A 2,537-nucleotide genomic window follows, 5' to 3' on the forward strand; every position below is an offset into this window, starting at 1 on the left:
ATGTCTTGAACAAGCTCTTGTAACTTTTTATAAAGCTCTGCCGCTAATTCCGCTATATCTTCAGGGGGGAGTTTTATATTTGCATCGCGATAGGTTGTATAAGCTATGCGACCAAGCTTTTTCATGAGACCAGCAGGGATGGTAGGTGCTTTAAAACCAGCTGCTTTCGCTTTTGCCATGTCACTAAACATTTCACCTTCACCAGTGACAAGCCAGTCTAAGGATATTCCACAGCGATCTTTATATATTCGCAGTATAGATGCAGGAGGCTCTCGTAAACCCGTTTCATAATTGCGCATAGTCGTTTCGGGAATATCAAAATGTTTAGCAAATTGTTTGCGCTCTGTAAAACCAAGGGTGTGTCGTATTTCACGCAGGCGTTTTGCCAATGGTGTTTTAGGTTCTGTTTCTAAACGTGCCAAAAATGCTCCTTATTCATATTGAGGTTTGTTTTAAGTTACGGGATTTTAAAACGTAAAGAGATTCCCCATTCATCTTAGAGAGGCATTAAGCCGTATTTTGTGTAGTTTCTAGATGTACTCTTTCAGCTTCTATTTGACGCTTTAAATGAATTTTAAGAAGAGGGAAAGTCGCTTCGACCTCTTCCATGTCGTTGATGTCTTGAACAAGCTCTTGCAGTTTTCCATAAAGTTCCGCCGCGAGTTCCGCTATATCTTCAGGGGGGAGTTTTATTTTAGCATCGCGATAGGTTGTATAAGCTATGCGACCAAGCTTTTTCATGAGTCCAGTAGGGATGGTAGGTGCTTTAAAGCCTGCTGCTTTCGCTTTTGCCATGTCACTAAACATTTCGCCTTCTCCAGTGAGAAGCCAATTGACGTCTATACCACAAATATTTTTGTAAATTACTAACATTGATGAAGGCGGTTCGCGTAAGCCAGTTTCGTAATTATACATAGTACTTTCTGGTACTGTAAGATGATCAGCAAACTGCTTGCGCTGAGTAAAACCAAGAGCGATCCGTACTTCACATAACCGCTTTGCCAGTTCTGTTTTAGGTTTTTTTTCAGATCTTGCCAAAAAAAATCACTCCAGATTTACATTTAGGGTTGACAAATTTATAAATGTAAATCATAACTATTATTACCGCCCGATATTGAGGGCAGATATTTTACAATTAACCCCACAAAAAACGGATGTGGGAGCATCCGTTTGAAGCAGGAGCGAAGTTTATGACAACCACACAAACATGCATCCAAGTTTGGGATCGCCATAGTATTTTAGCTGAGCTACGCCGCCGTAACATGACCTTGGCGGAGCTCGCGAAAGCTTATCAACTCTCGTCATCCAGTGTTCAACACATTTGGACACGATCTAACGAGAAAGCCGAACGTGCTATTGCCGATTTTATCGGTTTGCCCGTCGAGCAGGTTTTTAGCGACCGCTACCCCAAAAGTCGCCGTCGCATTTTTAAAGCAGCAAAACATGCCAATACAGATTCGCGTGCGCATTCTGCTTTGCGCGGGAATGCTGCTTGAACTTCGTTACACGGCTTTGCGCTTTTGCGCATTTGCCATGAATTTAAATACCATAAGATAAAAAGGTTTATCAATGTCTAAAGATCAGTACGAAATAGGCAAGATAAATTGCATAGAGTTGCATCATAGAACAGCCGTTTGCATGGGGTGGTTCTGGCGATTAAATGGTGGTCATATTGTTTTTATAGGGGGTGGTTATGGTTGCTGCTTGTAATTTATGGACCCCAGAAGCCAGAAGCGATATCGTTAATCCTTATTCGGAGGTTGAACGTTTGGAAGCTATGCTTGCCTGTTCTTTTAAGGCGGTGAGTGGTGGATTTAAGCATCTGCCGATCCGGTATATTATTGACCCTCCGCATGGCTTATTTGATGCGGCGTTAGCGCGACAGATTGTTATTCATATTTTGCATTATCAGTTTGAGGTGCCGCGGCGGCGTCTTGTTGCTATGCAAGAGCGTGAACGCACTGCTGTTGCTCGTTCTTTGCGTACCATTAACCGGCGTTTGGAAGAACCCGTTTTTGCGAAAGCTTATCGAAGATGGGCGGGGCGTGCGATGGATTTATTCTTTAAAGAGATCAGAAAGGCGGCAGCGTGATGGCACAGTTTCAAAAGCTTGCTCTTGATGTGATTGTGGTGCCGGAGCGTATACGCCCTGTAGATGATGAGCATGCCAAGGCACTTGCACAATCAATAGTGCGAGAGGGATTGATGAATCCGATTACGGTGCGCCATACCCCCAATGCTAAAGAGGGCAATTACACACTTATAGCTGGTGCGCATCGGCTGCGTGCTGCGGAGCTTTTGGGCTATAGTGACATTGATGCGGTTGTGGTGCAGGCGGATAAGGACAATGCTGCGCTTTTAGAGGTTGCTGAAAACCTCTTTCGCAATGAATTGTCAGTGATTGATCGTGCGCTTTTTGTCCAGACTTACCGCGAGTTGTGGGAAAAGAAGTATGGGGAAATTAAGGTTGGTGGGGACGGTAGTAATCAACATAAAGTCAAAAAAGAGCAATTCGGTCAAGTTGACCGAATTGCTCA

6 protein-coding genes are annotated in these 2,537 nt (G+C 43.8%); 4 read left to right on the forward strand and 2 right to left on the reverse strand.

What is annotated here, in order from left to right:
- Window positions 1–422, reverse strand: a 422-nt coding sequence (locus ACFIJZ_RS09500; RefSeq protein ID WP_375631897.1) for a helix-turn-helix domain-containing protein, incomplete at its 3' end; no start/stop codon positions are given.
- A gap of 85 nt (window positions 423–507) precedes the next feature.
- Window positions 508–1,038: a helix-turn-helix domain-containing protein gene (locus ACFIJZ_RS09505; protein ID WP_375631899.1), complete on the reverse strand. Its 531-nt coding sequence runs from the start codon at window positions 1,036–1,038 to the stop codon at window positions 508–510.
- A gap of 152 nt (window positions 1,039–1,190) precedes the next feature.
- Here ACFIJZ_RS09505 and ACFIJZ_RS09510 point away from each other — a divergent pair, with 152 nt between their 5' ends.
- The 4 genes from ACFIJZ_RS09510 to ACFIJZ_RS09525 all read left to right on the forward strand — a co-directional run.
- Window positions 1,191–1,496 (forward strand): helix-turn-helix transcriptional regulator, encoded by a 306-nt coding sequence (locus tag ACFIJZ_RS09510; protein ID WP_005864619.1) that lies wholly within the window; start codon window positions 1,191–1,193, stop codon window positions 1,494–1,496.
- Between the two features lie 73 nt (window positions 1,497–1,569).
- Window positions 1,570–1,710 carry a hypothetical protein gene (locus ACFIJZ_RS09515; RefSeq protein ID WP_171815235.1) on the forward strand — a complete coding sequence of 47 codons (141 nt, stop codon included), beginning with the start codon at window positions 1,570–1,572 and terminating at the stop codon, window positions 1,708–1,710.
- Window positions 1,694–2,092, forward strand: coding sequence for a hypothetical protein (locus tag ACFIJZ_RS09520; RefSeq protein WP_375631901.1), 399 nt, complete (start codon window positions 1,694–1,696; stop codon window positions 2,090–2,092). Before ACFIJZ_RS09515 ends, ACFIJZ_RS09520 begins: the two co-directional genes overlap by 17 nt.
- The coding region (locus ACFIJZ_RS09525; protein ID WP_375631903.1) for a ParB/RepB/Spo0J family partition protein at window positions 2,092–2,537 on the forward strand (446 nt) is incomplete at its 3' end. The genes ACFIJZ_RS09520 and ACFIJZ_RS09525, both read left to right, overlap by 1 nt.

This window comes from Bartonella sp. CL70QHWL (assembly GCF_042194855.1).
GTDB lineage: Bacteria > Pseudomonadota > Alphaproteobacteria > Rhizobiales > Rhizobiaceae > Bartonella.